The following is a 23,891-nucleotide window of genomic DNA, read 5'->3' on the forward strand; positions in this document are numbered from 1 at the left end:
GGCTGACAGTACCTTGACCCGTGGATCTCAGACCAGCAGCTCGACCTCGCCGACCCCGCGATCGCGCATCACGATCCCCTGCGACCGGGCCCACCCGACGAGGGCTCCGCGCGAGCCGATCTGCGCGTGCGTGCTCGCGAGGGCGCGGGCGAGATGCCCCTTGGCCTTCTTGTTGAAGTGGTTGAGCGCGCGCACGGTTCCGTCGGACGACTCCGACACCACCCGGACGTAGACGCCGTCCACGTCCGCGGGGACCGGCCCCAACGCGGCGTACGCCTCGGACCTCAGGTCGACGACGAAATCCGGTCGGGCCCGCCCCATCGCCGTCGTGACGGCATCCGCCCAGATCCGTCGCGGGGACGGCAGGCCGGGCAACGACGTCGAGGCCGCGAGCCGGTAGACCGGGATGCCGTCGAGCGCGCCCACCGGGCCGAACGGCGCCGAATGGATCAGGACATGGGAGCCCAGCCACGCGCGGGCGGACGCGTCGAGGGTCCCGGCATCGAGAGCGTCGAAGAGCACCCCGGTGTAGCGGTCCACCGCGGGGAGGGTTGCGGCGGAACGCAAGGCCGCGTTGTCGGCGATCTCGTGCAGACGGCGCGCGCTGAGCTTCAGGACGCGGGCGGATGCGTCCTCGTCGGCGCTCAGGGCGATCAACCCGTCGACGACCTGCTCCCGGAGCGGGCGGAGCGAGGGCAGCGCGAGCGCGCCCAGATCGATCGGCGGGCCGTCGCCGCCGGGACGTTTGGTCTCGGAAGGGGGCAGGAGAACGAACATGCGACCTCGGAGGAACGAACGACGCGCGCCGCCCGGCGAACCGGACGACGCGCGTCGAGGAGAAGAGTGTCAGACCAACGAAGCGTGACCGGCGACGATCGTCAGCTCATCGCCCGCCATCGACAGGAACCCGTCCTCCGCGTTCGCGAGGACCTTGGTACCGTCGACGCCCGTGATGCGGACCTCGCCCTGGGCGAGGATCGCGAGCACGGGTTCGTGACCCTGCATGAAGCCGATCTCGCCTTCGACCGTCTTGGCGACGACCAGCGACGCCTCCCCGGCCCAGACCTCGGCGTCGGCCGAGACGAGGTTCACGCGCAGCGGCATGTCAGCCGTTCTCCTTCTGGATCTGCGCCCACTTGGCCTCGACGTCGGAGATGCCGCCGACGTTGAAGAACGCCTGCTCCGCGACGTGGTCGAAGTCGCCCTTGACGATCGCGTCGAAGGACTCGATGGTCTCCTTGATCGGGACCGTGGAGCCCTCGACACCGGTGAACTTCTTGGCCATGTAGGTGTTCTGCGAGAGGAACTGCTGGATGCGACGTGCACGCGACACGACGATCTTGTCTTCCTCGGAGAGCTCGTCGACACCGAGGATCGCGATGATCTCCTGCAGTTCCTTGTTCTTCTGGAGGATCTGCTTGACCGACGTGGCCACACGGTAGTGGTCGGCGCCGATGTAACGCGGGTCGAGGATGCGGCTCGTCGAGGTCAGCGGGTCGATGGCCGGGTACAGGCCCTTCGACGCGATCTCACGGGAGAGCTCGGTCGTGGCGTCCAGGTGCGCGAACGTGGTCGCGGGAGCCGGGTCGGTGTAGTCGTCGGCGGGGACGTAGATCGCCTGCAGCGAGGTGATCGAGTGACCGCGCGTCGAGGTGATGCGCTCCTGGAGCACACCCATCTCGTCGGCCAGGTTCGGCTGGTAACCCACGGCCGAGGGCATGCGGCCCAGCAGCGTGGAGACCTCGGAGCCGGCCTGCGTGAAGCGGAAGATGTTGTCGATGAAGAGCAGCACGTCCTGCTTCTGGACGTCGCGGAAGTACTCCGCCATCGTCAGGGCCGACAGCGCCACGCGCAGACGCGTCCCCGGCGGCTCGTCCATCTGGCCGAACACGAGGGCGGTCTTGTCGAAGACACCGGCCTCTTCCATCTCGCCGATGAGGTCGTTGCCCTCACGGGTGCGCTCGCCGACTCCGGCGAACACCGACACACCGCCGTGGTCCTGCGCCACGCGCTGGATCATCTCCTGGATGAGGACGGTCTTGCCGACGCCCGCACCACCGAAGAGGCCGATCTTTCCACCCTGCACGTAGGGGGTCAGGAGGTCGATCGACTTGATGCCGGTCTCGAACATCTCGGTCTTGGACTCGAGCTGGTCGAAGCTCGGCGCCTTGCGGTGGATGCCCCAGCGCTCGGTGACCTCGATCGTCTCGCCGGGAGCCGCGTTGAGCACCTCTCCGGTGACGTCGAAGACCTTGCCCTTGGTGACGTCGCCGACCGGCACCGAGATGGGGCCGCCGGTGTCGCGCACCTCCTGGCCGCGGACCATGCCGTCGGTCGGCTTCAGGGAGATGGCGCGGACGAGGTCGTCACCGAGGTGCTGAGCGACCTCGAGGGTGATCTCGGTCGAGTCGTCCCCGATGGTGATGGTGGTCTTGAGCGCGTTGTAGATCTCGGGGATCGCGTCGTGCGGGAACTCGATGTCGACGACGGGCCCGGTGACACGCGCGACGCGGCCGACGACGGCTGCGTCGGTCTTCTCGGCGGTGAGGCTCATGGCTTCTTCTCTCCTTGGGAACTTACTTGCCGGATGACAGAGCATCGGCGCCGCCGACGATCTCGGCGATCTGCTGCGTGATCTCCGCCTGACGCGCGTTGTTGCGCAGGCGGGTGTAGTCGGTGATGAGCTTGTCGGCGTTGTCGCTGGCCGACTTCATCGCCTTCTGCGTTGCGGCGTGCTTGGCCGCGGAGGACTGCAGGAGGGCGTTGAAGATGCGGCTCTGGATGTACACCGGCAGCAGCGCATCGAGCACGGTCTCGGCGTCGGGCTCGAACTCGTAGAGGGGGTAGACCTCCGCCTGGGCGGGGGCCTCGTCCGCCTCGAGAACCTCGAGCGGCAACAGACGAACAGACTCGGGAGACTGCGTCATCATGCTGACGAAGCGGTTGTAAACGAGGTGGATCTCGTCGACGCCGTCGTTCTCTCCCCCGGCGCGGTAGGCCTGGAGCACGGCATCCGAGATCGCCTCCGCGGTCGAGAACTGCGGTGTGTCGGTGTCGCCGACCCACTGCGCTGCACTCGGCATGCGGCGGAACTGGAAGTAGCCGACGGCCTTGCGCCCGACGAGGTAGAACACGACCTCTTTGCCCTGCGTCCGCAGGAGCTCGGCCAGCTCGAGACCCTCGCGGAGGATCTGCGAGTTGAACGCGCCGGCGAGGCCGCGGTCGGAGGTGAAGATCACCACGGCGGAGCGACGGATGTTCTCGCGCTCCGTCGTCAGCGGGTGGTCGATCGAGGAGTGCGTGGCCACCGCGGAGACGGCGCTCGTCACGGCTCGCGCGAAGGGCGACGCCGCGCGCACACGCGCCATCGCCTTCTGGATGCGCGAAGCCGCGATGAGCTCCATCGCCTTCGTGATCTTCTTGGTCGTCTGAGCAGAACTGATCTTCTGCTTGTAGACCCGCAGTTGTGCGCCCATGATTCCGTTCTCGTGTCGTCGCTGTTAGCGACGGCCCTTGACGATTCGCTCCTGGTTGACGTCCTCGGCCTCGGCGGCGTCGACCTGCTCGGCACCCACGACGCCCTGGTCGTCACCCGGCTGGAACTCGAGGAGGAACTCGTCGATCTTCTTCTCGAGCTCGGCGACGGTGTCGTCACCCAGCGCGTTGGTCTCGCGCAGCGTGTCGAGGACGGTCGAGTTGCGCCGCAGGTAGTCCAGCAGCTCGCGCTCGAAGCGGAGCACGTCGGACACCTCGACGGTGTCGAGCTTGCCGTTGGTACCGGCCCAGATCGAGACGACCTGCTCCTCGACCGGGTACGGCGAGTACTGCGGCTGCTTCAGCAGCTCGGTCAGACGCGCACCACGGGCCAGCTGACGGCGCGACGCGGCGTCGAGGTCGCTCGCGAACATCGCGAACGCCTCGAGCGAGCGGTACTGCGCCAGCTCGAGCTTCAGCGTTCCCGAGACCTTCTTGATCGACTTGACCTGGGCGTCGCCGCCGACGCGCGAGACCGAGATACCCACGTCGACCGCGGGACGCTGGTTGGCGTTGAACAGGTCGGACTGGAGGAAGATCTGGCCGTCGGTGATCGAGATCACGTTGGTCGGGATGTACGCCGAGACGTCGTTGGCCTTGGTCTCGATGATGGGCAGACCCGTCATCGAACCGGCGCCGAGCTCGTCGGACAGCTTCGCGCAACGCTCGAGCAGACGCGAGTGGAGGTAGAAGACGTCACCGGGGTACGCCTCGCGGCCCGGCGGGCGACGCAGGAGCAGTGAAACGGCGCGGTAAGCCTCGGCCTGCTTCGACAGGTCGTCGAAGATGATCAGGACGTGCTTGCCGCCGTACATCCAGTGCTGGCCGATGGCCGAACCCGTATAGGGCGCGAGGTACTTGAAGCCGGCGGGGTCGGACGCGGGGGCCGCGACGATGGTGGTGTACTCCATCGCGCCGGCCTCTTCGAGGGCGCCCTTGACCGAAGCGATCGTGGAGCCCTTCTGGCCGATGGCGACGTAGATGCAGCGGACCTGCTTGTTGACGTCGCCCGACTCCCAGTTGGCCTTCTGGTTGATGATCGTGTCGATCGCGATGGCCGTCTTACCGGTCTGGCGGTCGCCGATGATGAGCTGGCGCTGGCCGCGACCGACGGGGATCATCGCGTCGATGGCCTTGATGCCGGTCTGGAGCGGCTCGTGCACGCTCTTGCGCTGCATCACACCCGGCGCCTGGAGCTCGAGGGCACGACGCCCCTCCGTCGCGATCTCGCCGAGACCGTCGATCGGGTTGCCCAGCGGGTCGACGACGCGACCTAGGTAGCCGTCGCCCACGCCGACCGAGAGGACCTCGCCGGTACGGGTGACGCTCTGGCCCTCTTCGATGCCGGAGAACTCGCCGAGGACGACGACGCCGACCTCGTGCTCGTCGAGGTTCTGGGCCAGGCCCAGGGTGCCGTCCGCGAAGCGGATGAGTTCGTTCGCCATGACGCCGGGCAGTCCCTCGACGTGGGCGATGCCGTCAGCCGCATCGACGACGGTGCCGACCTCGGTCGCACCCGCGCCCGTCGGCTCGTAGGCGTTGACGAAGTCCTTCAGCGCGTCACGGATGACGTCGGGGCTGATAGAGAGTTCTGCCATTGTCTTCCTTCGTTCGTGGGGCGCGAGCCCCCAGATCTCCACCCGCTCGGGCGGGAAAGTCTTAGCCGGCGATGCGCTGGCGAAGGTCGGCGAGACGTGCGGACACGCTCGCGTCGATGACGTCGTCGGCGACCTGCACGCGCAGTCCACCGACCACCGTCGGGTCGATCACGGTGTTGAGGCTGACCGCCGACCCGTAACGCGCGCAGAGCGCGTTCTGGAGTCGCGTCTGCTGCGCGTCGTTCAACGGCGCCGCCGCGTAGACGGTGGCCACGATGCTCGAGCGCTGATCGGCGACGATCGACTCCGCCCGGCGCAGGAGCGACCGGACGCGACGACCGCGCGCGTTCTGCACGAGCGAGGACACGATGAGCGCGGTCGGGGCGCTGGCACGGCCGTCGAGCAGCGTCGAGACGAGCGACGCCTTGCCGGACGCGTCGCCCAGGCGACCGCCCAGGGCGAGCTCGAGTTCGCCGTTGGAGGCGACGGTGCGGGAGAACTGGAACAGCTCTCCTTCGATGTCCACCGACGCGTCGGCGACGGTGGCAGCACGCACGGCCAACTCCTCCAGCCCGTCCACGAACTCCGCCGCGGTCGACCACCGCTGCTCCGCCGCACGGCGCAGAAGCGAAACGGTCGTCTCACGGTACGCGGAGCCGAAGACGGCCGTCACCAGAGCACTGCGAGCGGCAGCCGGTGCCGACGAATCGGAGAGCGCGCCGCTCAGCTGCGCCGACCCGTTCACGGCGCCGACGGCCGCGAACAGCTCGCGGGCGACGTCGAGGTCGACACCGGAGGCGTTCGTGAGCGCCTCCGCCGTCGCGGTCCGCGCCTGAGTGGTCGCGCTGCCCATTACTGGGCCGCCTTCTCGGATGCCTCGAGCTCGGCGAGGAATCGATCGACCACGGCCTGCGCGCGGGCATCGTCGGAGAGGGTCTCACCGATGACGTTGCCGGCCAGGTCGACCGCGAGCGTGCCGACCTCGGCGCGGAGCGACACCAGCGTCGACTGACGCTCGGCCTCGATCTGCGCGTGCGCCGCGGCTGTCAGGCGTGCAGCCTCGGAGGAAGCGGCTTCCTTCGCCTCGGCGACGATCTTCTTGCCGTCCTCGCGGGCGGCCTCGCGGATCTCGCCGGCTTCCTTGCGGGCCTCGGCGAGCTGAGCGGTGTACTGCTCCAGCGCGGCCTCGGCCTGACGCTGCGCCTCATCCGCCTTGGCGATGTTGCCCTCGATGGCGGCACCACGCTCGTCGAGGAGCTTCGCCATGCGGGGCAGGACGACCCTCCAGAACACGAAGAGGATGATGACGAAGCACACCAACGACCAGACGATGTCGTAGACAGCCGGAATCAGCGGGCTGTGCGCCTCTTCGCCGGCGGGTTCGGCGGCGAGGGTGACAAGAGCACTCAGCATCTCGTCTCCTTTACGTAGATCGTGCGCCGGATCAGAAGCCGAAGATGAAGCCGGTCGCGATACCGATGAACGCGAGCGCCTCGGTGAAGGCGATACCGATGAACATCAGGACCTGCAGGCGACCGGCCAGCTCGGGCTGACGGGCCACACCCTCGATCGTCTTGCCGACGACGATGCCCACGCCGATGGCCGGGCCGATGGCGGCGAGGCCGTAGCCGACGGTGGCGATGGAACCGGTGACCTGGGCGAGAACCGTAGTTGCGTCCACGGGTTTTTCCTTTCGGTTGGGTGGCTCGGCGTGCGCCGGGCCGCTCAGTGCTCTTCCGCGACCGCGAGCTGGATGTAGACCGCGGTGAGAATTGCGAAAACGTAGGCCTGGAGGAAAGCCACCAGGATCTCGAAAAGGGTGAAGGCGAAGCCGAACGCCAGGGTTCCTGCGCCGAGCGCCGTCCACCAGCCGCCGAGGCCGAAGACGAAGAACTGGGTGGCGGCGAAGAAGAGGACCAGCATCAGGTGGCCGACGATCATGTTCATCAGCAGACGGAGTGTCAGCGTGATCGGTCGGATGATGAAGGTCGAGAGGAACTCGAGCGGGATGATGATGATGTACAGCGGCCACGGCACGCCCGAGGGCATGAGCGCGTTGCGGAAGAACTTGCCGGGGCTCTTCTTCACACCCGCGTAGATGAAGGTGACGTACGCCACGATCGCGAGCAGGAGCGGAACGGCGATGACGCTGGTACCGGCGATGTTCAGGCCGGGGATGATGCCCGTGATGTTCATGAACAGCACCATGAAGAAGATGGTGGTGAGGATCGGCAGGAAGCGGCGACCGTCCTTGCGACCGAGTAGGTCTTCCGCGATGTTGACGCGGACGAAGTCCAGCCCCATCTCCACGACGCTCTGGAAGCGCCCGGGGACGAGCTTCATGCGACGGGTGCCGACCACGAAGAGGATGACCAGCACGGCGGTGGCCAGCATCTGCACCAGGTTGATGCGGGTGATCGCGAAGATCGTGCCCTCGAACAGGACCGCGTCAGGGAAGAACTCGTTGATGGAGGGCGGATGGAACTCCGCACCCGCAGACGCGAAGTTCGTGATCAGGGTCGCAGCTTGAGTGGACAGCGCTGGCTCCAGCTTCGGGGCATCGGTGTGAACCGTTGCGACGATGGTCGGTGATGGCACCCGAAGTGCGAGTCTGGGGAGAGTCCCCGTCGCGGGTGGGTACTTACCCCACCCTATCAAACTCCCGGCTGATCCATGAGTCTCGGCCGATCGTTCGTCTCGCCGACGGACTAACGTGCCCGCGGTACGAGAACCCCGGGTTATAGAGGGTCAGGCGCGACGGTCGCCCTCATCGGGATCGGTCGGCAGGTCCACGTCGCTGGCGCTGGGCACGCGCATCCGCAGGAGCACGACGACGTCGACCGCGAGGGAGGCGATGACGCTGACGACCAGGGCCACGAAGAACACCTTCGGATCGACCCAGTCCTGGCCGCGCAGGATCACGATAGCGACGATGAACAGCACGAGCTTGAGCAGCCACCCGCCGAGCACGATGCCGAAGAAGATCGGGACGTAGAGCGGATCGCCGAACCAGCGGTTGGCGATGAGGATGCTCGCGGCCGTCACCGCGAGGAAGACGGCGCTCACGCCGACGCCGGACACCGCGCTCCCCACTCCTCCGGGGCCGGCCACGGCGAAACCGATCACGGCGCCGGCCACGAGGAGGACCGCGGTGACGATCCCGCCCCAGACCAACGCCGTTCTGAGGAACGGCGTGCTCGAGAGGGGACGGCGGGCGGCGGGGGAAGCGGTGGTCATGAGGAGGTCTCCGGGGATGCGGGCTGCGCACGACGGGCACGCCGACGCGAGGGACGGTAAGAGGGAAGCAGGGTCAGCACGACGCACGCCGCGACGCCCACGGCACCGAAGCCGATGCCGATCCAGTAGTCGCCGGGCCAGCTCTGCTGCGTGCCGATGTACATCAGGAGGAACGACAGGCTGACCACGGCCGTCCAGGCGTAGAAGATGAGCACCGCGTCGCGGTCGCTGTGCCCCATGTCGAGCATGCGGTGGTGCAGGTGCTTCCGGTCGGGCGAGAACGGCGAGCGTCCGGCCCACTGGCGCCGGATGACGGCGAGCCCGAAGTCCAGCAACGGCAGCAGCACGATGACGACGGGCAGGAGGATCGGGATGAAGGCACCGAGCAGCTGGGAGCGGCCGAGCTGCTCCGGGTCGAGGACGGCCGGGTCGAGCTGCCCCGTGATGGCCACGGCCGAACTGGCCATCAGCAGGCCGAGCATGAGTGCTCCGGAATCCCCCATGAACAGCTTGGCCGGCGTCCAGTTCATCGGCAGGAATCCGAGACACGCTCCGATGAGGACGGCGGCGATGAAGGATGCCAGGTTGAAGTACGTGCTCGCGCCGGTATCGCGCACGAGCAGGTAGGAGTAGGCGAAGAACACCCCGTTGGCGATGAGGCAGACGCCCGCGACCAGACCGTTCAAGCCGTCGATGAAGTTGACGGCGTTCATGACGACGACCAGCGCGAAGACGGTCAGGAGGAAGCTCACCCAGCTCGACCCCACCGTGAGCGCCCCCATCGGCAGCGACAGGATCTGCAGTTGCCCGAACCACGCGATGATGCCCGCGGCGATGAACTGCGCACCGAGCTTGATCATCCAGTCGAGATCCCACAGATCGTCGACGACCCCGACCAGGACGATGAGCAGGACCGCGCCCAGCAGCGACAGCACCGGCACGGGATCGGTCCAGAAGATCGCGAAGTAGGGGTTCCGGCTCGACAGCGCGAAGGCCGCGACGACGCCCAGGAACATCGCCACCCCGCCGAGGCGCGGAGTGGGGGTCTTGTGCACGTCGCGATCCCTGATACCGGGGTACAACCGGAAGCGCAGGGCGAACTTCCACACCACCCACGACAGGGCCAGAGTCACCGCCGCCGTGAACAGGATGGTGAGGAGGTACTGGGTCACGGACCCGGCGCCTCGGCATCCGCGGCGGTGTCCGGCGCCGACGAGGCGGCACCGTCGGCGGGGCCCGTCTCGGGATCCGGCTCGAGCAGGTCGCCCAGCACCTCGCGCAGACGCGCGCGGGAGATCGTGCCTTCGCGGAGCACGCGGATCAGCGGCTCGCTCCCGCCGACGAGGGACGTGGCATCCACGATCGTCGAGGCGAGGCCCCACTCGCTGGGTCCGGCGTCGAGGTAGACGGCGACGCTGTCGCCGAGCATGTCGCGCGCCTCGTCGATGCTGACCGCAGCGGGCATTCCGGTGCGATTGGCGCTGGAGACCGCTAGCGGCCCGGTCTCTTCGAGCAGCTCGAGCGTGAGGTTCTGCGCGGGCATGCGGACCGCGACGGTGCCGTGCGTGTCACCGAGGTCCCAGGACAGGGACGGCTGCGCGGGCAGGACGATGGTCAACCCGCCGGGCCAGAACGCGTGGACGAGGTCGTCGACGGCGGTGGGCACCTCGGCGACCAGAGCACGGAGGGTACCGACGCCGGGGACGAGGACCGGCGGCGGCTGCTGCCGTCCGCGTCCCTTCGCCTCGAGCAGGCCCGCGACGGCGCGCGCGTTGAACGCGTCCGCGGCGATGCCGTAGACGGTGTCGGTGGGGAGCACGACGAGTTCGCCTCGGCCGATCGCCTGACGCGCATGGCGCATCCCGGACAGCAGCTGCGACTCGTCACGGCAGTCGTAGACGGGTGACATGTCGGGCGACAGTCTACCGAGACGCGGACCGCTGCGCGGTCAGGGGCGGACGGCGGTCGTGGCGCGGTCGCGCGTCGTCAGGTCGGGGTGGGTCGCCGCGGACCGCCACCCGTCCGCCGTGAGGATCTCGCGGATCGCGGCGCCCTGCCACTCGCCGTGCTCGATCACGATGGTGCCGCCGGGATGCGCGAGGCGCAGACCGACGCGGCTCAGCACGCGCACGGCATCCAGCCCGTCCGGTCCGCCGTACAGGGCCGCCGGCGGGTCGAACAGCCGCACCTCGGGGTCGCGCGGGATCGCGTCGTCCGGGACGTAGGGAGGGTTGGATGCCACGACCGAGACCGTTCCGTCGAGCTCGGGGAACGCATCGGCGAGGTCGATGAACGCGAGCGTGAGGTTCGTCGCGCCGATGCGGGCGACGTTCTCCTTCGTCCAGATGAACGCGTCGACGGAGTTCTCGGCGGCGAACACCCGCGCGTGGGGGACCTCGGTCGCCAGGGCGAGGGCGATGGCTCCGCTGCCGGTGCCGAGGTCCACGGCGATCGGCGATCCGGGTGCCGCCGCGCGCAGGGCGTCGATCGCGAGCTGCGCGACCATCTCGGTCTCGGGGCGCGGGACGAAGACCCCCGGTCCGACGGCGAGTTCCAGGGACCGGAAGGGGGCGAGCCCCGTGAGGTGCTGCAGCGGCTCGCGCGCGCAGCGCCGGTCCACGAGCGGGGCGAGGGCCGCCGCGGCATCGGCGGACAGACGATCGCCGCGGACGGCGGCGGCCTGCACTCCCCCGCGCGACGTGGACAGGACGTGGGCGACGAGGAGTTCGGCATCCACCTGGGGGTCGGGGATGCCCGCGGCGGCGAAGCGCGCGGCGGTGGCACGGACGACGTCGGCGACGGGGGACGGGGCGAAGGGTACGGGCTCGGGCATGACGGCTCCCGAGCCTAGTCGCGCAGCGTCACACACGGCCGCGGTGTCCGGCCGCTCACCTAGGATTGTCGCGATCCGACCGACGGCGAAAGGCGAGCCATGCCCGGCATCCACTCCGACATCACCTCCGCGTTCGGCGACACCCCGCTGGTGCGCCTCAACCGCGTCGCGGAAGGCGCCGGGGGCCAGATCCTGGCCAAGCTCGAGTTCTACAACCCCGCCTCGAGCGTCAAGGACCGCCTGGGCATCGCGATCGTCGACGCCGCCGAAGCCTCCGGCGAGCTCAAGCCCGGCGGCACCCTCGTGGAGTCCACCAGCGGCAACACCGGTATCGCGCTGGCCATGGTCGGCGCGGCGCGCGGATACAAGGTCATCCTGACGATGCCCGCGTCGATGTCGAAGGAGCGTCGCGTGCTGCTCCGGGCGTTCGGCGCCGAGCTCGTGCTCACCGACCCCACCAAGGGCATGTCGTTCGCGGTGGAGGAGGCCAAGCGCATCGTCGCCGAAACGCCCGGCGCCGTCTGGGCCCGCCAGTTCGAGAACGAGGCGAACCCCGCGATCCACCGCAAGACCACCGCCGAGGAGATCCTGCGCGACACCGACGGCAAGGTGGACTACTTCGTGGCCGGGATCGGCACGGGCGGCACCATCACCGGAGTCGGTCAGGTGCTGAAGGAGCGCGTCCCGGGTGTGAAGGTCGTCGCGGTCGAGCCCGCCGACTCCCCCATCCTCACCAAGGGCCACCCCGGCCCCCACAAGATCCAGGGCATCGGACCGAACTTCGTCCCGGCGATCCTCGATCGCAGCATCATCGACGAGGTCATCGACGTCGAGTTCGACGACGCCATCCGGCTGGCCCGCGAAACGGCGGCGAAGGACGGCATCCTGGTGGGCATGTCCTCCGGCGCCGCCATCTGGGCCGCTCTCGAGATCGCACGTCGCCCCGAGGCCGAGGGCAAGAACATCGTGGTCATCATCCCCTCGTACGGCGAGCGTTACCTCTCCACCGCCCTGTACGAAGACCTGCGCGACAACTGACGTGGGGGCCCTCTCCCGCGTTCGCGAGGATGTCGCCGCGGCGAAGTTCCGCGACCCGGCCGCCCGTGGCGGCCTCGAGATCGCTCTGCTCTACCCCGGCCTGCACGCCGTCTGGTCGTACCGCGTGTCGCACCGCCTGTGGCTGCGGGGCTTGCGGTTCCCGGCTCGGGCGATCTCGCAGGTCACGCGATGGCTCACGGGCATCGAGATCCACCCCGGCGCGACGATCGGGCGCCGTTTCTTCATCGACCACGGCATGGGCGTCGTGATCGGTGAGACGGCCGAGGTCGGCGACGACGTCATGCTGTACCACGGCGTCACTCTCGGGGGACGCCAGCGCGAGGGCGGCAAACGCCATCCGACGCTGCACGACGGTGTGGCCGTGGGGGCGGGGGCGAAGATCCTCGGCCCGATCACGATCGGGGCCCACAGCCTCGTCGGCGCCAACGCCGTGGTGACCCGGGACGCGGCCCCCGAGAGCGTGCTGGTCGGGGTCCCGGCGAAAGCGCGGGCGCGCCGGTCGAGCGACGACACCCGAGCGCTGCTCACCGCGCCCGAATACTGGATCTGATCGGGTTCAGCGCGTCGTCGACGGCAGCGTCCGGGCCCGCCGGTCGATCAGGACGACTGTCAGCACCCACGTCACGACGGCGGACACGATCCACACGACGAGCGGCGCCAGGAACCAGGCAGCGGCGGTCGTGATCCGCACGCCCGCGGAGGGCAGCACCACCACGACCAGCAGTGAGACGAACGTCGCGATGATGCCGATCCCCCCGAGGAGGAGCGGAGCGTGCTTCTGCGCCAACCGGGTGGCCAGCGGCGTCGCGAGGCTCTGGACGATCGCGAAGACGACGATCGCGACGAGGAAGCCCCACCAGTCGAGCCACGAAATCCGGAAGCCGCCGACGAACAGGTCGGCGAGCACGAGCCCCGCCGCCGCCGAGGCGAGGTAGACGAGCACGCGCAGCAACCGGGTCTTCATGCTGCGAGGTTAGCGGAGCGACGGGCCTAGGCTCGAAGAATGACGCGCCTGCACGATCTGTCCCTCGTCGCACAGGTCGCGGCGCTCCGGGACGGCAGGATCGGGCCTGTCGAACTGACCTCCCACTACATCGACCGCATCGCTCACGCGTCCGATCTGGGCGCCTTCGCCGAAGTCAGCGCGGAGTCCGCGCTGGCGCGCGCCACCGCGCTCGACGGGGGCGGACACCGTGGCCCGCTCTGGGGCGTGCCCTCGGCGGAGAAGGACCTCGTCGCGCGGGCGGGTGTCCCCACGCGGTACGGATCGCGCGCCCGCGCCGACCACGTGCCGGCGGTCTCGGACGCCCTCGCGGAGGCGATGGATGCCGCGGGCGCGGTGAGCCTCGGCAAGACCAGCACCTCGGAGTTCGGTCTGACCGGCTTCACGGAACCGCTCATCCACGCCCCCGCGCGGGACCCCTGGCGCCCCGAGGCCGGTGCGGGCGGCTCGAGCGGGGGTGCCGCCGTGGCCGTGGCCGCGGGACTCCTCCCAGCCGCGGTCGGATCGGACGGCGGCGGCTCCATCCGCATCCCCTCGGCGACCGTCGGCGTCGTGGGGCTCAAGCCGTCACGCGGACGGCTGCCCATCGGGTCGGGGTTCGACTCCCCCGACGGGCTGTCCGTCACCGGTCCCATCGCCCGCACCGTCGAGGACGCAGGCCTGCTTCTGGACGCGCTCGTGGGGCTCGCGCCGTTCCCCTACGCGACGGCGGCCCCGGGGCACGGCCCCTTCGTCCGTGCCGCACGCACCGGATCCGGGACGTATCGGATCGGCGCGACGACCGTCTCCCCCTGGGACGACGACGAGGACATCGTCCTCGACCCCGCCGCCCGTACGGCGTTCGAGACGGCGGCCGTCTGGTTGAGCGACGCCGGACACCCCGTCACGGATGCCGATTGGCATCCGGTCGGCTATCCCGCCCTGTTCCGCGTGCTGTGGCGCGCGAGCGCTGCGCGCATCCCGCTGAGCGCCGACGACATGGACCTCGTCGAGCCGCTCACCGCCTGGCTCGTGAGGGAGGGCCGGGCGCTCTCGGCGCCGGAGCTGCTCGGAGGACTGACCGAGGCGCGCGCGTTCGAACGGCGGACGATCACCGACTTCGCGGCCTTCGACGCCGTCCTGACCCCCGCCCTGGCCCAGCCTCCGCAGCCCGTCGGCGGGTACGCCGGCCACGATCCCGAGCGCACCTTCGCGATGCAGGTGGAGTACGCACCGTACTCGAGCTTCGTCAACGTGGCGGGGCTGCCCGCCCTCACGCTCCCGGTGACCGTCGACGCGACGGGGCACCCGGTCTCGGTGCAGCTGATCGGACGCCCCGGCGGGGAGGCGACGCTGCTGGCTCTCGGCGCCGAGCTGGAGCGGCGACGAGGCCCGCTCCCCCACCCGCCCGCGTGGGACGCCTGAGCCTGCATCCGGCGCGGACTCAACGAAGGAGAATCGGGAACCGGTCCGCGAGAGACAGCGGTTTCTGCCCCGCCGGGGACAGCTTTCCTTCGTTGTGTACGCGACACGCACGAAGGGGGCGCCGCCGACCTGAGCATCAGCCCTCGGAGAGTGCGGCGAGGCGCGCTTCCTCGTCGGCGGTGATCGCCGACTCGATGATCGGGCCGAGGGCGCCGTCCATGACCTGATCGAGGTTGTACGCCTTGTACCCGGTGCGGTGATCGGCGACGCGGTTCTCGGGGAAGTTGTAGGTGCGGATGCGCTCGGAGCGGTCCATGCCGCGGATCTGCGAGCGGCGCGCATCGGCGGCCTGCGCGTCGCGCTCCTCCTGCTGCTTGGCGAGCAGCCGGGCGCGCAGCACGCGCATTCCGGCCTCGCGGTTCTGCAGCTGCGACTTCTCGTTCTGCATCGACACGACGATCCCCGTCGGCACGTGCGTGATGCGCACCGCCGAATCGGTGGTGTTCACCGACTGGCCGCCCGGGCCCGACGAACGGAACACGTCGATCTTCAGGTCGTTGGGGTCGATCGCGACCTCTTCGGGCTCGTCTACCTCGGGGAAGACGAGCACCCCGGTCGTGGACGTGTGGATGCGTCCCTGCGACTCGGTCGCCGGCACGCGCTGCACGCGGTGCACACCGCCCTCGTACTTCAGGTGCGCCCAGACGCCCTGCGCGGGGTCGCTCGAGGATCCCTTGATCGCGACCTGGACGTCCTTGTAACCACCGAGGTCGGACTCGTTGCGTTCGAGCAGCTCGGTCTTCCAGCCCATGGATGTCGCGTACTGGAGGTACATCCGCAGCAGATCGGCCGCGAACAGGGCACTCTCCGCGCCGCCTTCGCCCGCCTTGATCTCCATGATCACGTCGCGGGCATCGTCCGGGTCGCGCGGGATCAGCAGGCGACGCAGCCGCTCCTGACTCTCCGCCCACCGCTGCTCGAGCGCGGGCACCTCCTCGGCGAAGGCCTCGTCCTCGCGGGCGAGTTCGCGCGCGGCATCCAGGTCGTCCGCCGCGGACTGCCACGCCTCGTAGGCGTGGACGATCCGGTTCAGTTCGGCGTAGCGCCGGTTGACCCGCTTCGCGCGCGCCGCATCGGCGTGCACGGCGGGGTCGTTCAGCTCGAGCTCGACCTGCCGGTGCTCGTCGATCAGCCCGCGGACGGACTCGAGGATGCCGGAATCCGACACGGCTCAGCGGATGCCGTTGTCGTGCCCGTTGTCTCCGCGCGCGGGAGCCGGGATCGACTTCTGCATCTGGACGAGGAACTCGACGTTGGACTGCGTCTCCTTGAGCTTGCCGAGCACGACCTCGAGGGCCTGCTGGGGGTCGAGACCCGCGAGGGCACGACGCAGCTTCCAGGTGATCTTGACCTCGTCCGGCGACAGCAGCATCTCTTCGCGCCGGGTCGAGGACGCGTTGACGTCGACGGCCGGGAAGATGCGCTTGTCGGCGAGCTGGCGGTTCAGACGCAGCTCACTGTTGCCGGTGCCCTTGAACTCCTCGAAGATCACGTCGTCCATCTTGGAGCCGGTCTCCACCAGAGCGGTGGCCAGGATCGTGAGCGATCCGCCGTTCTCGATGTTGCGCGCCGCGCCGAAGAAGCGCTTCGGCGGGTACAGCGCCGACGCGTCCACGCCACCGGTGAGCACGCGGCCCGAGGTGGGCGCCGACAGGTTGTAGGCGCGACCGAGACGGGTGATCGAGTCGAGCAGCACGACCACGTCGCGACCGAGCTCGACGAGACGCTTCGCGCGCTCGATGGCGAGCTCGGCGACCGTGGTGTGGTCTTCCGCGGGCCGGTCGAAGGTGGAGGCGATGACCTCGCCCTTGACCGTGCGCTGCATGTCGGTGACCTCTTCGGGCCGCTCGTCGACGAGCACGACCATGAGGTGGACCTCGGGGTTGTTGTGCGCGATCGCGTTGGCGATCTGCTGCAGCACGATGGTCTTGCCCGCCTTCGGGGGCGCCACGATGAGCCCGCGCTGACCCTTGCCCACCGGGGCGACGAGGTCGATGAGACGCTGCGTGAGCTTCTCGGGGGCCGTCTCCATGCGGAGGCGCTCCTGCGGGTACAGCGGCGTCAGCTTGCCGAACTCGACGCGCGCGGCGGCGTCCTCGACCGACAGCCCGTTGATGGAGTCGACCTTCACCAGGGCGTTGTACTTCTGACGGCTGGACTGCTCATTCTCGCGCGGCTGCTTGATCGAGCCGACGACCGCGTCGCCCTTGCGCAGGTTGTACTTCTTCACCTGGCCGAGCGAGACGTACACGTCGCTCGGACCGGGGAGGTATCCCGTGGTGCGCACGAACGCGTAGTTGTCGAGCACGTCGAGGATGCCGGCGATCGGGATCAGGACGTCGTCCTCGCCGATCTCGCCCTCGAACTCGTCACCGGTGGTGGGCTGACCGCGGCGCTTGTTGCGCTGGCGGTTCCGGCTGTTCGCCTGGTTCTGCTGCTGGGCCTGCTGGCCGTTCTGCGCGGGCGCCTCGGCCTCTTCGGCGGGGGCGGGGGTGCTCGCCGCCGGGGCGGCGGCATCGGCGTTCTCGGCCTTGTTGCGGTTGCGGTTGCGCGACCGGCTGCGGCTGCGGCTGCGCGACGGCGTCTCGGTCGACTCGTCCGCCGACTCGCCGTCGGCGGCGGGGGCTGCGGTCTCGGCGTTCTCCTCGGCCTCGGGGGTCTCGGCGGCGGCCTCTTCGGCGGCGGGCGCGTCGGCGACGACCTCGGGCGCCTCCGCGCGGGCGGCGGGGCTCTCCTCGACCGGAGCCTCGACCGTCTCGGCCGGGGCCTCGGCCTCGGCCGCGGCTGCCTCGGTGGCGGCGGGCTCGGCGGGCGCCTCGTCGGCGGGGGTGCTCTTCGCACGGCGCGGGGCGCGCTTGCGGGGGGCGCGGGCGGGCTTGGCGGGCGCCTCTTCGGCGGCGGGCTCCTCCGCCGGAGCCGCGGCGGCCTCTTCGGCGGCCGGCTCCACGGCGGGAGCGGCGTCGGCGTCGGAAGCAGCGGCCTCGACCTCAGGCGCGGCGTCGGCCGCGGGCGCGTCGGCCTCGACGGGCGCGGCGTCGGCCGCGGGTGCGTCGGCCTCGACGGGCGCGGCGTCGGCGGCCGGAGCCTCGACGGGCGCTGCGTCCTCGGCCGGGGCGGCCTCTTCGGCGGGTGCCTGCTCGGCGGCGGGCTCCTCGTCCGCGGGGGCGTCGGCGCCCTCGGCATCGACGGGCGTATCGAACAACGTCTCGTCGGCGGGAGCGGTGGACTGCTCCTCGGTGGGGATGTCAGCGCCCTCGGGCGCGTCAACGGGCTGGGTCTCGGAGATGGACTCCACGAGTGCTCCTCAGAAATGAAACATGGTCAGATCGCGGGGTATCGCCGCAAGAGAGCAGACGAAGACTCACACCAGCGGTTCGGGAGACTGCAGCCGAGACCGGGTTCGCGATTTGTTGCGGATTTCGCAGGTGGTGCAGAGGCTCAGATTCGCGTGCTAAGCGGAACCCTCTGCGGGCTTCACTGTACCACCCTTGACGTCGACGGCGAGCATGAGCGCCTGCCACGGGGTGTCGACGACGGATGCGGTGAGGTCCGCCGCGGCGACGCGCTGCCCCGGACCGTCCGCGAGCACGAGCACGCTCGGTCCCGCGCCGGAGACGACCGCCGCGTACCCCGCCGCCCGCAACTCCCGCACGAGGCGGTCGGTCTCGGGCATGGCCTGGGCGCGATAGTTCTGGTGCAGCTTGTCCTCGGTCGCCGCCATCAGCAGCTCGGGGCTCTGGGTCATCGCCGCGATCAGCAGCGCCGAGCGCGAGACGTTGAACACGGCGTCCTCCCGCGGCACCTGCAGCGGCTGCAGGCTGCGCGCGACGGCCGTCGACATCGTGAACCCGGGGACGAGGACGAGCGGCGACACACCGCGATGCACGATGAGCTGCTTGTGCTGGGGGCCGGTGGCATCCATCCACGCGATCGTGAGACCCCCGAACAGACCGGGGGCGACGTTGTCGGGGTGGCCCTCCATCTCGGTCGCGAGGCGCAGCAGGTCGACGTCGGTGAACTCGACCTCACCCTGCAGCAGGCCCTTCGCGGCCAGGATGCCGGCGACCACCGCGGCACCGGAGGAGCCCATCCCCCGCCCGTGCGGGATGACGTTGTGCGCGACGAGACGCAGCCCCGGGAGCTCCCGCCCGACCGAGGCGTACGTGTGCGCGAGCGCGCGCACCACGAGATGCGACGCGTCGCGCGGCACGTCCGCCGTGCCCTCGCCCGAGACCTCGATCTCGAGGCGACCGGGCTCCAGTGCCTCGACGGTGAGCTCGTCGTACACGCTCAGCGCGAGTCCGAGCGTGTCGAACCCGGGACCGAGGTTGGCGCTCGTCGCCGGCACGCGGACCGCGACACGGCGCCCGAGGGCTGCGGTCACTCGGCCACCGGCTTCAGGTCGAGGACCGAGGCGACCTCCGAGGTGGTGGCGTCGACCACGGTCGGCTCGACCGTGGTGCCGTCGGCCCGGCGCAAGGCCCACTGCGGGTCCTTCAGGCCGTGGCCGGTGACGGTGAGCACGACCTTCGCCCCCGCGGGGACGACGCCCGCCTCGGCACGGCTGAGCAGACCCGCGACGCTGATGGCCGACGCCGGCTCGACGAACACGCCGACCTCGCCCGCGAGGATCTTCTGCGCCTCGAGGATGCCCTCGTCGTCGATCGCGCCGAACCAGCCGTCGGTGGCATCCCGCGCTTCGAGGGCGAGATCCCACGACGCGGGGTTGCCGATGCGGATGGCGCTGGCGATGGTCTCGGGGTTCTTCACGACCTCGCCGCGCACGAGGGGCGCGGAGCCGGCGGCCTGGAAGCCGAACATGCGCGGCACGCGCGTCGACACGCCACGGTCGGCCTCTTCGCGGTACCCGCGCGAGTAGGCGGTGTAGTTGCCGGCGTTGCCGACGGGGATGAAGTGGAAGTCGGGGGCGTCGCCCAGCTGCTCCACGACCTCGTACGCTGCGGTCTTCTGCCCCTCGATGCGGTCGGGGTTGACCGAGTTGACCAGGTGCACCGGGTAGTGGTCGGCGAGCTCGCGCGCGATCTCGAGGCAGTCGTCGAAGTTGCCGCGGATCTGGATGAGTCGGCCGTTGTGGGCGACGGCCTGGCTGAGCTTGCCCATCGCGATCTTGCCCTCGGGCACGAGGACGGCGGCGGTGATGCCGGCGTGCGCCGCGTAGGCGGCGGCCGAGGCCGACGTGTTGCCGGTGGAGGCGCAGATGACGGCCTTCGCACCGTGCTCGACGGCGCGGGAGAGCGCCACGGTCATGCCGCGGTCCTTGAACGAGCCCGTGGGGTTCATGCCCTCGAACTTGACGTAGACGTCGGCCCCCGTGCGCCGCGAGAGCGCGGGAGCGGGGATCAGGGGCGTGCCGCCCTCGCCGAGCGTCACGACGGTGGAGGCGTCGGTGACGCCCAGACGGTCGGCGTACTCGCGGAGGACTCCGCGCCAGACGTGTGCCATGTCAGTTCCCTTCCACGCGCAGTACGGAGACCACGCGCTCGACGACGCCGCTCGCGGCGAGACGCTCGACGGTCTCGCTCAAATCCTGCTCACGGGCCTGGTGTGTTCCGATGACCAGACGTGCGGAGCCCCCGGCGGCGGGGTTCTCGGCATCCGGCTCGATGGTGGTCTGCTCGACCGTCGCGATCGAGACGCGGCCCTCGCTGAGGATGCCGGCGACCGTGGCGAGCACGCCCGGCTGATCGTCGACCTCGAGCGTGATCTGGTAGCGCGTGATGACGCGCCCGATCGGCACGGTCGGGAGGTTGGCGCGGGTGGACTCGCCGACACCGACTCCCCCGGCGATGTGACGGCGTGCGGCCGAGACGACGTCGCCGAGCACGGCCGAAGCGGTCTGAACTCCGCCGGCGCCCGCACCGTAGAACATCAGGTCTCCGGCGGCCTCGGCCTGGACGAACACGGCGTTGTTCGCGCCGTGGACGCTCGCCAGGGGGTGCGTGCGCTCCACGAGCGCCGGGTAGACGCGCACCGAGATGGACTCGCTCGCCTCCCCCTCGGCGGCGGCGAGACGCTCGCACACCGCGAGGAGCTTGATGACGTAGCCGGCGTGACGCGCGGATTCGATCATCGCCGCGTCGATCCGGGTGATGCCCTCGCGGTGGACGGCATCCAGGGGGACGGTGGTGTGGAATGCGAGGCTCGCGAGGATGGCGGCCTTCTGCGCGGCGTCGAATCCCTCGACGTCGGCGGTCGGGTCGGCCTCGGCGTATCCGAGCGCCTGCGCCTGGGCGAGGACGTCGTCGAAGTCGGCGCCCTCGGTGTCCATGCGGTCGAGGATGTAGTTCGTCGTCCCGTTGACGATGCCCATGATGCGCACGACCCGGTCACCCGCGAGCGAGTCGCGCAGGGGCCGGATGATCGGGATCGCACCGGCGGCCGCGGCCTCGTAGTACACCTCGGCGCCGACCTGGTCGGCGGCCTCGAAGATCTCGGAACCGTGCGTGGCGAGGAGCGCCTTGTTGGCGGTGACGACGTCGGCACCCGAGTTGATGGCCTGAAGCACCTGCGTGCGGGCGGGCTCGATCCCGCCCATCAGCTCGATGACGATGTCGGAGCCGTTGATGAGGGCCTCGGCATCCGTCGTGAACAGCTCGCGGGGCAGATCGGCGTCGCGCTTGCCCTCGAGGTTCCGGACGGCGATGCCGGCGAGCTCGAGGTTCGCCCCGGCGCGGTCGGCGAGTTCTGCGCGGTGCTTGAGCAGCAGGTCGGCGACCTGCGAGCCGACGGCACCGGCGCCCAGCAGCGCGACGCGCAGCGTGCGGTAGTCGGTCATTCGGTGTCTCCGTGGGGTGGGGTGGGGGAAGCGGATGCCGCGACGCCGACGTCGCGGGCGAGCAGATCGTCGATGGTCTCGCCGCGCACGATCACGCGGGCCCGGCCGTCGCGGACGGCCACCACCGGCGGGCGGGGCGTGTAGTTGTAGTTGCTCGCGAGCGAGAAGCAGTAGGCGCCCGTCGCGGGCACGGCGAGGAGATCGCCCGGCACGACGTCGGCAGGGAGGTACTCGGCATCCACCACGATGTCTCCCGACTCGCAGTGGCGCCCCACGACGCGCGAGAGCGCAGGGGTCGCAGAGCTCGTCCGCGAGACGACGCGGGCGGAGAAGTCGGCGCCGTAGAGGGCGGGGCGCGCGTTGTCGCTCATCCCCCCGTCGACGCTGACGTACGTGCGCTCGAGGTCGTCTCCGACGGTGACCTTCTTGACCGTCCCGACCTCGTACAGCGTCACGCCGGCCTGTCCGACGATGACACGGCCGGGTTCGCACGCGACGTCGGGCATCGCGATGCCGCGCACCGCGCACTCGTCGGCGATGGCGTCGAGGATGCCGTCGGCGATGTCCTCGATCGGTCGCGGGTCGTCGACGGACGTGTACGAGATGCCGAATCCGCCCCCGACGTTGAGCACGGGGATGTCGCCCCCGGCCAGGAGATCGGCGTGGAGGTCGACGAGGCGGGCCGCGGACTCGCGGAAGCCCGCCGAGTCGAAGATCTGCGAGCCGATGTGGGCGTGCAGCCCCACGAAACGCAGGCTCGTCAGCTCGCGGATGCGCGCGACCGCCTCGGCCGCCCCCTCGAGCGAGAAGCCGAACTTCTGGTCCTCGTGGGCGGTGGCCAGGAACGCGTGGGTCTCGGCGTGCACTCCGGTGCGCACGCGCACGAGCACCGACTGCACCGCACCGCGGCGCGCGGCGATCGCGGCGAGGCGCTCGATCTCGACGGGGCTGTCGACCACGACGGAGCCGATTCCGACCTCCACCGCCCGCTCCAGCTCGCCGACGCTCTTGTTGTTGCCGTGGAACCCCAGGCGCGCGGGGTCGGCGCCGGCGGCCAGGGCGACCTCGAGCTCGCCGCGCGTGCACACGTCGACCGCGAGACCTTCGTCGGTCACCCACCGCACGACCTCGGTGGACAGGAAGGCCTTGCCCGCGTAGTAGACGCGGGACCGGATGCCGTGCCGCTCGGCGGCCGCGGAGAAGGCGGCGCGGGCGCGGCGGGCGTGCGCGCGGACCTCGTCCTCGTCGAGCACGTACAGCGGGGTCCCGAAGCGGTCGCGGAGGTCGAACACCGACACCCCGCCGATCTCGACGGAACCGTCGTCGGAGCGACGGGCCGAGGAGGGCCAGACGGAGGCGACGAGCTCGTTCGCTTCGGCCGGGGCGGTGAGCCACTCGGGCACGAGCGCGGAGTGCGAGGCGGACACGGAGGAACCAATCGGGTTTTGCGGCGACGCGACGGCCGCGGATCACGGCTCCTGCCCCCGCGGGGCGTCACGCGACGGGCAGTCCTTGCAGTCTAGGGCACGGCATATGCCGCCCCCGTCCCACGCCCGCTCCGCCCCGGAGGCGACCGCGGGTCCGCGGGCGACCGGGTCAGCCGCAGGTGCCGTTCTGCTGCAGCGCCGGATCGTTCAGCAGACGGCCGTCGATGGAGAAGGTCGCCACCACGTCCTCCCCCTGGACACTGACCGAATCCAGCTGCAATCCGGCGGGGAGGCGGTCGGCGATGCAGAGGGTCCACGTCTTCAGCGCCGCATCGGCGACCCCGCCGAGCTGGCCGCGCAGGGCATCGGCGTCGAGACGGTTGCCGCCCAGGTCGAACGAGCTGGGTGTCAGCGTGAGGTCTCCGTCGGCCGCGCCGGGCGTGGCCGAGATCCCGACCGGGATCGGCACGCCGAACACCGAGAACTGCGTCGTCAGGGTCACATCCGGGGCCGCGGTGCCGACCGTGTCGGCCGGGAAGCCCGGGATCTGCGCGAGGAGGGTGCGCAACTGGTCGGGATCGAGGCGAACGGATGCCGATCCCCCCGCCGCCGGGGCATCGCCCGCGACCGGCACGTCCTGCAGGTCGACGCGGACGTCGCCGTTCAGCGGGCCGAGCGCCACATCGTCCGCGGACACCGCCACCTGATCGAGGCGCCCCTTCAGAAGTTGGGGCAGCACGATGCCGGGGACCTCGACGTCGACCTGCTGGTCGGCAGGCAGGCCGACCTGCTGGACGACGAGCGAGCGCACGGTGTTCGCGACCGCCGACCGCGCGATGAACTCGGCTGCCACCAGCAGCCCCGCGACGAGGACGACGATGATGGCGACGACGGCGATCACTCGTCCGGTGCGCCGGCGGGGGCGTGCGGCATCCACCAT

The 23,891-nt window shown here is 70.2% G+C and carries 24 protein-coding genes; 3 read left to right on the top strand and 21 right to left on the bottom strand.

Annotated elements, in window-relative coordinates; translation table 11 throughout:
- Positions 1-27: 27 nt before the first annotated feature.
- From yaaA to prmC, 13 genes are all read right to left on the bottom strand, one after another.
- Entirely contained in the window at positions 28-777 is a 750-nt protein-coding gene (yaaA, locus tag CSIV_RS04675) for a peroxide stress protein YaaA (protein WP_077050251.1), read from the bottom strand.
- 69 nt (positions 778-846) lie between these two features.
- Positions 847-1,104, bottom strand: coding sequence for a F0F1 ATP synthase subunit epsilon (locus CSIV_RS04680; RefSeq protein ID WP_077050252.1), 258 nt, complete (start codon positions 1,102-1,104; stop codon positions 847-849).
- Position 1,105: 1 nt separating this feature from the next.
- Positions 1,106-2,554, bottom strand: coding sequence for a F0F1 ATP synthase subunit beta (atpD, locus tag CSIV_RS04685; protein WP_076490916.1), 1,449 nt, complete (start codon positions 2,552-2,554; stop codon positions 1,106-1,108).
- A gap of 22 nt (positions 2,555-2,576) precedes the next feature.
- Complete coding sequence (locus CSIV_RS04690) at positions 2,577-3,476, bottom strand: F0F1 ATP synthase subunit gamma (protein ID WP_077050253.1); 900 nt, start codon at positions 3,474-3,476, stop codon at positions 2,577-2,579.
- Positions 3,477-3,500: 24 nt separating this feature from the next.
- A complete protein-coding gene (gene atpA, locus CSIV_RS04695; RefSeq protein ID WP_077050254.1) occupies positions 3,501-5,132 on the bottom strand; it encodes a F0F1 ATP synthase subunit alpha in 1,632 nt (543 codons plus the stop codon).
- 61 nt (positions 5,133-5,193) lie between these two features.
- Positions 5,194-5,985: a F0F1 ATP synthase subunit delta gene (locus tag CSIV_RS04700; RefSeq protein WP_077050255.1), complete on the bottom strand. Its 792-nt coding sequence runs from the start codon at positions 5,983-5,985 to the stop codon at positions 5,194-5,196.
- Positions 5,985-6,545, bottom strand: a complete 561-nt coding sequence (locus tag CSIV_RS04705; protein WP_077050256.1) for a F0F1 ATP synthase subunit B — start codon at positions 6,543-6,545, stop codon at positions 5,985-5,987. The genes CSIV_RS04700 and CSIV_RS04705 overlap by 1 nt, the downstream gene beginning before the upstream one ends.
- Before the next feature lie 31 nt (positions 6,546-6,576).
- A complete protein-coding gene (gene atpE / locus CSIV_RS04710; RefSeq protein ID WP_077050257.1) occupies positions 6,577-6,813 on the bottom strand; it encodes a F0F1 ATP synthase subunit C in 237 nt (78 codons plus the stop codon).
- A 44-nt stretch (positions 6,814-6,857) separates the two neighbouring features.
- Complete coding sequence (gene atpB / locus CSIV_RS04715; protein ID WP_374114694.1) at positions 6,858-7,670, bottom strand: F0F1 ATP synthase subunit A; 813 nt, start codon at positions 7,668-7,670, stop codon at positions 6,858-6,860.
- A 210-nt stretch (positions 7,671-7,880) separates the two neighbouring features.
- On the bottom strand, positions 7,881-8,369 hold the full coding sequence (locus CSIV_RS04720; RefSeq protein WP_077050258.1) for a hypothetical protein: 489 nt from the start codon (positions 8,367-8,369) through the stop codon (positions 7,881-7,883).
- Positions 8,366-9,541, bottom strand: coding sequence for an MraY family glycosyltransferase (locus tag CSIV_RS04725; protein ID WP_077050259.1), 1,176 nt, complete (start codon positions 9,539-9,541; stop codon positions 8,366-8,368). The genes CSIV_RS04720 and CSIV_RS04725 overlap by 4 nt, the downstream gene beginning before the upstream one ends.
- On the bottom strand, positions 9,538-10,278 hold the full coding sequence (locus CSIV_RS04730; RefSeq protein WP_077050260.1) for an L-threonylcarbamoyladenylate synthase: 741 nt from the start codon (positions 10,276-10,278) through the stop codon (positions 9,538-9,540). The genes CSIV_RS04725 and CSIV_RS04730 overlap by 4 nt, the downstream gene beginning before the upstream one ends.
- Positions 10,279-10,317: 39 nt before the next feature.
- Entirely contained in the window at positions 10,318-11,202 is an 885-nt protein-coding gene (gene prmC / locus CSIV_RS04735; RefSeq protein ID WP_077050261.1) for a peptide chain release factor N(5)-glutamine methyltransferase, read from the bottom strand.
- 99 nt (positions 11,203-11,301) lie between these two features.
- On the opposite strand from prmC, the gene cysK reads away from it, so the two are divergent.
- Together cysK and epsC are read left to right on the top strand one after the other, a co-directional pair.
- The gene (gene cysK, locus CSIV_RS04740) at positions 11,302-12,240 is read left to right on the top strand and encodes a cysteine synthase A (RefSeq protein WP_077050262.1); all 939 of its coding nucleotides are present in this window, start codon (positions 11,302-11,304) and stop codon (positions 12,238-12,240) included.
- Between the two features lies 1 nt (position 12,241).
- Positions 12,242-12,811, top strand: coding sequence for a serine O-acetyltransferase EpsC (gene epsC / locus CSIV_RS04745; RefSeq protein WP_077050263.1), 570 nt, complete (start codon positions 12,242-12,244; stop codon positions 12,809-12,811).
- Positions 12,812-12,817: 6 nt separating this feature from the next.
- Here epsC and CSIV_RS04750 read toward each other — a convergent pair whose 3' ends face one another.
- Positions 12,818-13,225: a phage holin family protein gene (locus CSIV_RS04750; protein WP_077050264.1), complete on the bottom strand. Its 408-nt coding sequence runs from the start codon at positions 13,223-13,225 to the stop codon at positions 12,818-12,820.
- 39 nt (positions 13,226-13,264) lie between these two features.
- Between CSIV_RS04750 and CSIV_RS04755 the strand changes: the two genes are divergently transcribed.
- Positions 13,265-14,668, top strand: coding sequence for an amidase (locus tag CSIV_RS04755; RefSeq protein WP_077050265.1), 1,404 nt, complete (start codon positions 13,265-13,267; stop codon positions 14,666-14,668).
- A 136-nt stretch (positions 14,669-14,804) separates the two neighbouring features.
- Here CSIV_RS04755 and prfA read toward each other — a convergent pair whose 3' ends face one another.
- From prfA to CSIV_RS04790, 7 genes are all read right to left on the bottom strand, one after another.
- Positions 14,805-15,881, bottom strand: coding sequence for a peptide chain release factor 1 (prfA, locus tag CSIV_RS04760; RefSeq protein ID WP_077050624.1), 1,077 nt, complete (start codon positions 15,879-15,881; stop codon positions 14,805-14,807).
- Positions 15,882-15,899: 18 nt separating this feature from the next.
- A complete protein-coding gene (gene rho, locus CSIV_RS04765) occupies positions 15,900-18,023 on the bottom strand; it encodes a transcription termination factor Rho (RefSeq protein ID WP_083734990.1) in 2,124 nt (707 codons plus the stop codon).
- 156 nt (positions 18,024-18,179) lie between these two features.
- Entirely contained in the window at positions 18,180-19,112 is a 933-nt protein-coding gene (gene thrB, locus CSIV_RS04770; protein ID WP_077050266.1) for a homoserine kinase, read from the bottom strand.
- On the bottom strand, positions 19,109-20,191 hold the full coding sequence (thrC, locus tag CSIV_RS04775) for a threonine synthase (protein ID WP_077050267.1): 1,083 nt from the start codon (positions 20,189-20,191) through the stop codon (positions 19,109-19,111). Before thrC ends, thrB begins: the two co-directional genes overlap by 4 nt.
- 1 nt (position 20,192) lies before the next feature.
- The gene (locus tag CSIV_RS04780; RefSeq protein WP_077050268.1) at positions 20,193-21,524 is read right to left on the bottom strand and encodes a homoserine dehydrogenase; all 1,332 of its coding nucleotides are present in this window, start codon (positions 21,522-21,524) and stop codon (positions 20,193-20,195) included.
- Positions 21,521-22,951 (bottom strand): diaminopimelate decarboxylase, encoded by a 1,431-nt coding sequence (gene lysA / locus CSIV_RS04785; protein WP_077050269.1) that lies wholly within the window; start codon positions 22,949-22,951, stop codon positions 21,521-21,523. Before lysA ends, CSIV_RS04780 begins: the two co-directional genes overlap by 4 nt.
- 169 nt (positions 22,952-23,120) lie before the next feature.
- Positions 23,121-23,891, bottom strand: coding sequence for an LmeA family phospholipid-binding protein (locus tag CSIV_RS04790; protein ID WP_077050270.1), 771 nt, complete (start codon positions 23,889-23,891; stop codon positions 23,121-23,123).

It is taken from the genome of Microbacterium sp. CSI-V (assembly GCF_001984105.1).
Classification (GTDB): domain Bacteria; phylum Actinomycetota; class Actinomycetes; order Actinomycetales; family Microbacteriaceae; genus Microbacterium.

What these genes read in the sequence shown, in the direction of transcription:
- CSIV_RS04720 (WP_077050258.1), bottom strand. Translation starts at nt 8,369, where the DNA reads ATGACCACCGCTTCCCCCGCCGCCCGCCGTCCCCTCTCGAGCACGCCG.
- cysK (WP_077050262.1), top strand. Translation starts at nt 11,302, where the DNA reads ATGCCCGGCATCCACTCCGACATCACCTCCGCGTTCGGCGACACCCCG.
- CSIV_RS04730 (WP_077050260.1), bottom strand. Translation starts at nt 10,278, where the DNA reads ATGTCACCCGTCTACGACTGCCGTGACGAGTCGCAGCTGCTGTCCGGG.
- thrC (WP_077050267.1), bottom strand. Translation starts at nt 20,191, where the DNA reads ATGGCACACGTCTGGCGCGGAGTCCTCCGCGAGTACGCCGACCGTCTG.
- prmC (WP_077050261.1), bottom strand. Translation starts at nt 11,202, where the DNA reads ATGCCCGAGCCCGTACCCTTCGCCCCGTCCCCCGTCGCCGACGTCGTC.
- yaaA (WP_077050251.1), bottom strand. Translation starts at nt 777, where the DNA reads ATGTTCGTTCTCCTGCCCCCTTCCGAGACCAAACGTCCCGGCGGCGAC.
- CSIV_RS04790 (WP_077050270.1), bottom strand. Translation starts at nt 23,891, where the DNA reads ATGGTGGATGCCGCACGCCCCCGCCGGCGCACCGGACGAGTGATCGCC.
- CSIV_RS04750 (WP_077050264.1), bottom strand. Translation starts at nt 13,225, where the DNA reads ATGAAGACCCGGTTGCTGCGCGTGCTCGTCTACCTCGCCTCGGCGGCG.
- atpA (WP_077050254.1), bottom strand. Translation starts at nt 5,132, where the DNA reads ATGGCAGAACTCTCTATCAGCCCCGACGTCATCCGTGACGCGCTGAAG.
- CSIV_RS04700 (WP_077050255.1), bottom strand. Translation starts at nt 5,985, where the DNA reads ATGGGCAGCGCGACCACTCAGGCGCGGACCGCGACGGCGGAGGCGCTC.
- atpD (WP_076490916.1), bottom strand. Translation starts at nt 2,554, where the DNA reads ATGAGCCTCACCGCCGAGAAGACCGACGCAGCCGTCGTCGGCCGCGTC.
- CSIV_RS04755 (WP_077050265.1), top strand. Translation starts at nt 13,265, where the DNA reads ATGACGCGCCTGCACGATCTGTCCCTCGTCGCACAGGTCGCGGCGCTC.
- CSIV_RS04780 (WP_077050268.1), bottom strand. Translation starts at nt 21,524, where the DNA reads ATGACCGACTACCGCACGCTGCGCGTCGCGCTGCTGGGCGCCGGTGCC.
- CSIV_RS04705 (WP_077050256.1), bottom strand. Translation starts at nt 6,545, where the DNA reads ATGCTGAGTGCTCTTGTCACCCTCGCCGCCGAACCCGCCGGCGAAGAG.
- CSIV_RS04690 (WP_077050253.1), bottom strand. Translation starts at nt 3,476, where the DNA reads ATGGGCGCACAACTGCGGGTCTACAAGCAGAAGATCAGTTCTGCTCAG.
- CSIV_RS04680 (WP_077050252.1), bottom strand. Translation starts at nt 1,104, where the DNA reads ATGCCGCTGCGCGTGAACCTCGTCTCGGCCGACGCCGAGGTCTGGGCC.